6 protein-coding genes are annotated in these 7423 nt (G+C 73.3%); all 6 read right to left on the reverse strand.

Going from position 1 to position 7423, the window contains the following annotated elements:
* Window positions 1-1752 (reverse strand): AAA family ATPase (locus tag E4P40_RS24825; protein ID WP_245160566.1); only part of this gene is annotated, 1752 nt, incomplete at its 3' end.
* A 122-nt stretch (window positions 1753-1874) separates the two neighbouring features.
* The gene (locus E4P40_RS24830) at window positions 1875-3017 is read right to left on the reverse strand and encodes a thiolase family protein (protein ID WP_135161020.1); all 1143 of its coding nucleotides are present in this window, start codon (window positions 3015-3017) and stop codon (window positions 1875-1877) included.
* Between the two features lie 62 nt (window positions 3018-3079).
* Window positions 3080-3745: an acVLRF1 family peptidyl-tRNA hydrolase gene (locus E4P40_RS24835; protein WP_135161021.1), complete on the reverse strand. Its 666-nt coding sequence runs from the start codon at window positions 3743-3745 to the stop codon at window positions 3080-3082.
* A gap of 8 nt (window positions 3746-3753) precedes the next feature.
* The gene (locus E4P40_RS24840; protein ID WP_245160567.1) at window positions 3754-4161 is read right to left on the reverse strand and encodes a rhodanese-like domain-containing protein; all 408 of its coding nucleotides are present in this window, start codon (window positions 4159-4161) and stop codon (window positions 3754-3756) included.
* Between the two features lie 14 nt (window positions 4162-4175).
* On the reverse strand, window positions 4176-5390 hold the full coding sequence (locus E4P40_RS24845; RefSeq protein WP_135161023.1) for an MFS transporter: 1215 nt from the start codon (window positions 5388-5390) through the stop codon (window positions 4176-4178).
* Window positions 5391-5541: 151 nt separating this feature from the next.
* Window positions 5542-7356 (reverse strand): phosphoenolpyruvate carboxykinase (GTP), encoded by a 1815-nt coding sequence (locus E4P40_RS24850; protein ID WP_135161024.1) that lies wholly within the window; start codon window positions 7354-7356, stop codon window positions 5542-5544.
* Window positions 7357-7423 lie beyond the last annotated feature (67 nt).

A 7423-nucleotide genomic window follows, 5' to 3' on the forward strand; every position in this document is an offset into this window, starting at 1 on the left:
GGCGTCGGCGCAGACGACCCCGATCGAGCCCGGCACCGCCCGCAGTTCCCGGAGGACGTCGGCCAGCGGCCAGGAAGCGGCCGTGCGCACGGTCAGCGCCCCGGGCTCCGATCGGACCGCCGTGGCCGCCGGCAGCCCCGGCGCGATGAGCGGCAGCAGTCGGTTGGCGAACTCCAGCACCTCGCGGGGCACGCGGTAGCCCCGGGTCAGAGGACGGACGGCGGTGCCCGGACGGCCCAGCCCGGCGAGCGTCTGCGCCCAGTCCGACGGCGACCATGGGCTGGTGGCCTGGGCCAGGTCGCCGAGCACGGTCAGCGAGCCCGCGGCCAGCCGCCGGGCCACCGCGCGGCACTGCATCGGTGAGAGGTCCTGGGCCTCGTCGACCACCACGTGGCCGTATCCGGGGGTCCGCTCGATCAGGCCCGCGAGCTCGTCGACGAGGACGGCGTCGGCCGCCGTCCAGTCCGCCGTGCGGACGGAGCGGGCGGGCCGGTGCAGCAGCGCCTGCTCGTCGTCGTCCAGGATGCCGCGGGCGGCACGGGCCAGGCGGGCCGGGTCCGACCACAGGTCGCAGAGCAGCCCGGCGGCATCGCGTGCGGGCCAGACGGCGTCGCAGAACGCCCGCACCTCCTCGCTGCGCGCGGCTCTGCGGACCTCGGCGTCCGGAGGGCTGCCGCCGGCCTCCTCCTTCTGCCGCCGTGCGTCCTCGGCCAGCAGCATCGCCAGGCGTTCCCGCCCGGCCGCGTAGTGCAGCAGCTGCTGGTCGTCGTCGGAGCGGGACCGCCGGCGCAGGTCGTCGACGTACCGCTTGAGCCGCTCGACCGGCACCCGGTAGCGCCGGCCGGCCAGCGACACCTGGACCGAGTCCTGCGGCTTCGCGATCTCGCCCCACAGCGCCCGGCGCAGCACGTCGGCCAGGCGGGCGTCGCCCTTGAGGACGGCGACCTCGGGGCGGTCGTCGGCGCGCACGGGCACCCGCGCGGTCAGCCCGGCCACCGTCGTCTGCTCGACGTCGACCTCGCCGAGGGTCGGGAGCACCTGCTCGATGTAGCGGAGGAAGGCGTTGTTCGGCCCGATGACCAGGACGCCGGTCCGGGCCAGCTGCCCGCCGTGCGTGTAGAGGAGGTAGGCCGCGCGGTGCAGGCCGACCGCCGTCTTACCCGTGCCCGGGGCGCCCTGCACGCAGATGGAGTCGGCGAGCGGCGCCCGGACGATGTCGTCCTGGTCGGGCTGGATCGTGGCGACGATGTCGCGCATCGGGCCGCTGCGCGGGCGCTCGATCTCCGCGCGCAGCAGAAGGCCCCCCCTGCCCCCCTCCGCTCGCGAGCTCGCGGCGGGACCCTGCAGCGGGGCCGAGCCGTCACCGGCTCCGAGCAGCTCGTCGTCGTAGCCGGTGAGGTCTCCCCCGCTGAAGCCGAACCGGCGACGGCGGACCACACCCTGGGGATCGACGGCCGTGGCCTGGTAGAACGGCCGGCTCATCGGCGCCCGCCAGTCGATGACCACCGGGTCGCCCGCCGCGTCACGGACGTGCCGGCGGCCGATGTGGAAGGCCTCGGTGGGGGTGTCGGTCCGGCCGAAGAACGGCGGCACGCCCGGATCGGCGGCCAGCGCGCGCAGGCGCTCGGCGCGGGCGGCGCCGAGCCGCTCGGACGCCCAGGCGTCCACCCCGGCGTCGGTCACCGCGGACGCCGCGGCGCGCATGCCGGTCAGGCAGTCGGCCGCGCGCGCCAGGTGGGCGCGCTCGGCCACGAGGACGGGATCGGTTGGGCCCTGCTCTTGTGGAACGGTCTCGGGTTCGGCGGAGTGAGACACGGTCCGGAGACGTTACGCCGCAGCCCGCCGTCCGTCACCGGACTTCCGGCAGGGCCGGCTCAGACCAGCTCGAGGATCGTGGCGTTGGCCTGCCCGCCGCCCTCGCACATCGACTGGAGCCCGTAGCGGATCCCCTGGTCGCGCATGTGGTGGACCATCGTCGTCATGATCCGGGCGCCGCTGCCGCCCAGCGGGTGACCGAGGGCGATCGCACCGCCGAGCGGGTTGAGGGACTTCTCGTCCGCACCGATCTCGTGCAACCAGGCCAGGGGCACGGAGGCGAACGCCTCGTTGATCTCGAAGACGCCGATCTCGTCGAGGCGCAGGCCGCTGCGGTCGAGCACCTTGCGGGTGGCCGGGATGGGGGCGGTCAGCATCGTGACCGGGTCGTCGCCGGCCAGCGCCACGCTGTGCACGCGGGCGATCGGGGTCAGGCCCAGCTCGCGTGCCTTGTCGCTCGTGGTCATCAGCAGTGCGGCCGAGCCGTCGGAGATCTGGCTGGCATTGCCGGCGCTGATGACGCCGTCGGGCTTGAACGGGGTCTTGAGCCCGGCGAGCGCCTCGACCGTCCCGCCGCGGCGGATGCCCTCGTCGAGTTCGACGACGGTGCCGTCGGGGGCGGTGACCGGGGCGATCTGGGCGGTGAAGCGGCCGTCGTCCTGGGCGGAGGCGGCGCGCTCGTGCGAGCGCAGCGCGAACTCGTCGAGCTGGGTGCGCGACAGCCCCCACCGCTCGGCGATCATCTCCGCGCCGATCCCCTGGTTCGGGAACGTTCCGTACCGCGCGAGGAAGCGCTCGCCCAGCGGGTTCTGGTCGGCGACCGACGAACCCATCGGCACCCGGCTCATCGACTCCACCCCGCCGGCGACGACGACGTCGTAGTGGCCGGCGACCAGCCCGGCCGCGGCGAAGTGCACCGACTGCTGTGACGAGCCGCACTGGCGGTCGATCGTCGTGCCGGGGACGCTCTCGGGCCAGCCGGCGGCGAGGACGGCGTTGCGCGCGATGTCGAACGTCTGCTCGCCGATCTGGGAGACGCACCCCCAGATGACGTCGTCCACGTGCACGGGGTCGATCCCGGCGCGGGCGGCGAGCGACTCCAGGACGTGCGCCGACAGGTCGGTCGGGTGGACGCCGGACAGTCCGCCGTTGCGCTTGCCGACGGGCGTGCGCACGGCCTCGACGATGACTGCGTCGCGCATGGTGCGACTCCTCTCGGTTGGCGAGCCCGGCCTGGTCTCGCCTCCAGGATGCACCAGGGGACTCAGCCGCGGTCCTGCGGCTCGACGATGTGGACGTCCACGGCGCGGAACTGCTTCGGCGTCTCGAGCAGGACGGCCTTGGTCGGTTCGCCCACGTCGAGGGCGGGCTCGCGGCGCAGCGCGGCGAGCGGCGCGAGGCGCGGGTCGGCGAGGACGTCGTCGACCAGGCCACGGTCGCCGCCGGTGAACAGGGCCGCCACCCCGGCGGCGTGCGGCAGCAGCACCCGGACGGCGGTCTCGATCGCGTGGTCGACGACGGCGTCGGTCTGGTTTCCCCTGCGTCGTGCGTAGCGCTGCTGGGACGTACCCCCGGCGGCGGTCCGGCCCTGGACGAGGCGGGCATCCACCTTGGAGACGACCAGGTCGGAGCCGTCGAAGATCCCCACGGCCCAGCGGCCGCGCCGCACGAGCAGCACGGCGGCCCGGCGCGGGAGACGGGCGTCGGCGGTGAAGCCGGCGAGCAGGACCGGCTCCGGCATCCAGTCGAACGGCGCCCGGAGGACCACCGTCGTGGAGTCCGCGCAGGTGACGTGCACGGCGCCGCCGCGGTGCGCGACCTCGGTGAAGGCACCGTGCCGGGCGGCGACGCCGTCCAGCCACTTCCCGAGCCGCTCGGGTGCGACGCCGAGCCGGCGCCCTCCGCCGGCGGCGGGCCGAGCGCGCGTCACCGCACCGCTCAGGCCGCCATGTCCGCGGCACCGACCTCGACGACCGGCAGGCCGAGCGCCACCCAGGCCTCGAAGCCGCCGATCACGTCGACGGCGCGGCGGAGGCCGAGGGCGCGCAGCGTGTCGGCGACCAGGCTGGAGCTGTAGCCCTGGTTGCACAGGACGATGACCTCGAGGTCGTAGCCGGTCACCTCCGGCAGCCGGTCGGGGCTGGCCGGGTCGAGCCGCCACTCGAGCACGTTGCGGTCCACGACGAGCGCGCCGGGCACGGCCCCGTCCCGCGTCCGCTGCTCGTACGGCCGGGTGTCGACCAGCAGCGCGCCGTCCGCCACCCGCCGGGCGACCTCGGTGGGGTGGACGCGGTCGATCCGGCTGCGGACCTGCTCGAGCAGTTCGTCGATGGTCCGGGCGCCCACCGGCCGTTCCCCCATCAGCGGGCCATGGCCGGACTGGCCGCGTGCTCGGCCGGGACGTGCAGCAGCCGCTGGAAGGCCGCGACGACGACGGCCGCCACGGCCGCGGCCACGGTCGCCACGAGGAACGCCGCGTTGGCGCCGTAGAGGTCGACGATCTTGCCGGCCACCGAGGCGCCGACGGCCACGCCGAGGCCCAGCGCGGTGCCGATCCAGGTGAACGCCTCGGTCACCGCCGACCGTGGCACGAGCACCTCGGCGAGCGTGAACGAGCTGATCAGGGACGGCGACACGGCCACCCCCGCGATGACCACGAACGGCAGCATCACCCAGACGTCGGTGACCAGCAGCAGCGGGATGCTGCACACGGTCAGGATGACCAGCACCGCCGTCAGCCGGAGCCGCAGCGGCATCCGCCAGTGCACGGTGCCCCAGCCGATGCCGCTGGCCATCGACCCCACCGCCAGCCCGGCGATGAGGACGCCGGACAGCGACTTGGCGTCCTCCTGGTCGGCGAAGGCGACCAGCGCGATCTCCAGCGTGCCGAGGATGGCGCCGACGGCCGCCCCCACGACGAAGAGCACCCGCAGGCCGGGCGTGCGGATCGCCGACGGGCCGTTGCGATGCTCGTGGGGGGTGGGCGGCGGCTCGGTCCGGCCCTGGGCGGCGAACAGCAGGCTGCCCACCGCGGCCAGCGTGAACGCGGTGACCACGCCGCTGGTCGCGTGCCCGGTGGTCGACAGGAAGGTGACCAGGACCGGGCCGACGATGAAGACGAACTCGTCGACCACCGACTCCATCGCCAGCGCCGTCGGCAACCGGTGGCTGCCGCGCAGCAGATGGGTCCAGCGGACGCGGATCATCGACGAGACCGGCGGGATGCAGGCGCCCGCGACCCCCGCCGAGACGAAGACAGTCCACAGCGGCCAGTCGCCCTTCACGGCCGCCAGGAACGCCGTCCCGGCGACCACGAAGACGGCGAGGACCGGCAGGAGCACCCGGCGCTGGCCGTGGCTGTCGGCCCAGCGGCCGAGAACCGGCCCGGCGATGGCGGTCGTGACGGCGCCGGCGGCCGCGACCGCGCCGCCCAGACCGTAGGAACCGGTCTCGTCCGCGACCAGCAGGACGCAGCCCAGCCCGACCATCGACAGCGGCAGCCGCCCGATGAAGGCGGCCAGCACCATCGGCAGCGCGTGCGGGGTCCGCAGCACCTGCAGGTAGGGATTCGCCACGAGCGGGGAAGCCTGTCGTCGTACCGATGTGAGAGCGACTCACGCTAGCCGAACTCACCGCGCGGCGGCTCGGTGAACCGGCACCCCCACGGTGCCCCCCTGCAGGGTCCCGCCGCGAGCTTGCGAGTGGCGGGGGCAGGGGGGTCATCTTTCAGCCGAGGCGGCTCTTCAGGATCTCCAGCTCGTCCCACATCGTGCTGGGGAGCTTGTCGCCGAACTTCTCGAACCACTCGGTGATCTGCGGGATCTCCTCGCGCCACTCCTCGGGCTTGACGGCGAGCGCCTGCTCGACCTGCTCGGGGGTCATGTCCAGACCCGAGACGTCCAGCGAATCCACCGTCGGCACGTGGCCGACCGGGGTCTCGACGGCGGCCGCGGTGCCCTCGAGCCGCTCGACGACCCACTTGAGCACGCGGCTGTTCTCGCCGAAGCCCGGCCACAGGAAGCCGCCGTCCTCGTCGCGGCGGAACCAGTTCACGTAGAAGATCCGGGGCAGCTTGGTCGAGTCGTGCTGCTTGCCGGTGTCGACCCAGTGCGAGAAGTAGTCACCGGCGTTGTAGCCGATGAACGGCAGCATGGCGAAGGGGTCGCGACGGACGACGCCGACGGCACCGGTCGCGGCGGCGGTCGTCTCCGAGGAGAGCGTCGCGCCCATGAACACGCCGTGGTTCCAGTCCCGGGCCTCGCTGACCAGCGGGATCGTGGTCTTGCGACGGCCACCGAAGAGGATCGCCGAGATCGGCACGCCCTTCGGGTCGTCGTACTCCGGAGCCAGGATCGGGCACTGGGTGATCGGGGTGCAGAACCGGCTGTTCGGGTGGCTGGAGGGCTCGTCGCTGTCCGGCGTCCAGTCGCGGCCCTTCCAGTCGGTGAGGTGGGCCGGCGGCTCGTCGGTCATGCCCTCCCACCAGATGTCGCCGTCGTCGGTGAGCGCGACGTTGGTGAACACCGAGTTGCCCTTGTCGATGGTGCGCATCGCGTTGGGGTTGGTGTCCCAGCCGGTGCCCGGCGCGACACCGAACAGGCCGAACTCCGGGTTGAGCGCGTAGAGCCGGCCGTCGTCGCCGAAGCGCATCCACGCGATGTCGTCGCCGAGGGTCTCGACCTTCCAGCCGGGGATGGTCGGCTCGAGCATCGCCAGGTTCGTCTTGCCGCAGGCCGACGGGAAGGCCGCGGCGATGTAGTAGGTCTTCTGCTGCGGACTGGTCAGCTTGAGGATCAGCATGTGCTCGGCGAGCCAGCCCTCGTCGCGCGCCATGACCGAGGCGATGCGCAGCGAGTAGCACTTCTTGCCCAGCAGGGCGTTGCCGCCGTAGCCCGAGCCGTAGGACCAGATGGCCCGCTCCTCGGGGAAGTGCACGATGTACTTGGTGTCGCTGCAGGGCCAGGCGACGTCCTGCTGGCCCTCGCCGAGCGGGGCGCCGAGGGAGTGCATGGCGGGCACGAACGGCCGGTCGGAACCCATCGCCTCGAGGATGTCGCTGCCGATGCGGGCCATCACGCGCATGGAGACCACGACGTACTCGGAGTCGGTGAGCTCGACGCCGAACATGGGGTTCTCGGCCTCGACCGGGCCCATGCAGAACGGGATGACGTACATCGTCCGGCCGCGCATGCACCCCCGGTACAGCTCGGTCATGATCGACTTCATCTCCGCCGGGTCCATCCAGTTGTTGGTGGGACCGGCGTCGGCCTCGTCGACCGAGCAGATGTAGGTGCGGTCCTCGACCCGGGCGACGTCGCTGGGGTCCGACGCGCAGTGGAACGAGTTGGGCTTGGCCTGCAGACGGGTGAAGGTGCCGGCGTCGACCAGCTTGTCCGTGAGCCGCGTCCACTCCTCGTCGCTGCCGTCTACCCAGACCACCTCGTCAGGGGTCGCCAGCTCCGCCATCTCCCGCACCCACGCGAGCAGGCGGGCGTGGGTGGTCGGGGCGTTGTCGAGACCGGGGGTGGCCACGGAAGTCAACGGCGTCTCCATCCTCTGAATGGCCGGGGCGGAGTCCAGCACCGGCGGTGGTGCACGTGCGACCCGA

The organism is Blastococcus sp. CT_GayMR20, assembly GCF_004570345.1.

Excerpts from the sequence above, each read along its gene's own strand:
- E4P40_RS24830 (WP_135161020.1), bottom strand. The coding sequence starts at position 3,017 with ATGCGCGACGCAGTCATCGTCGAGGCCGTGCGCACGCCCGTCGGCAAG.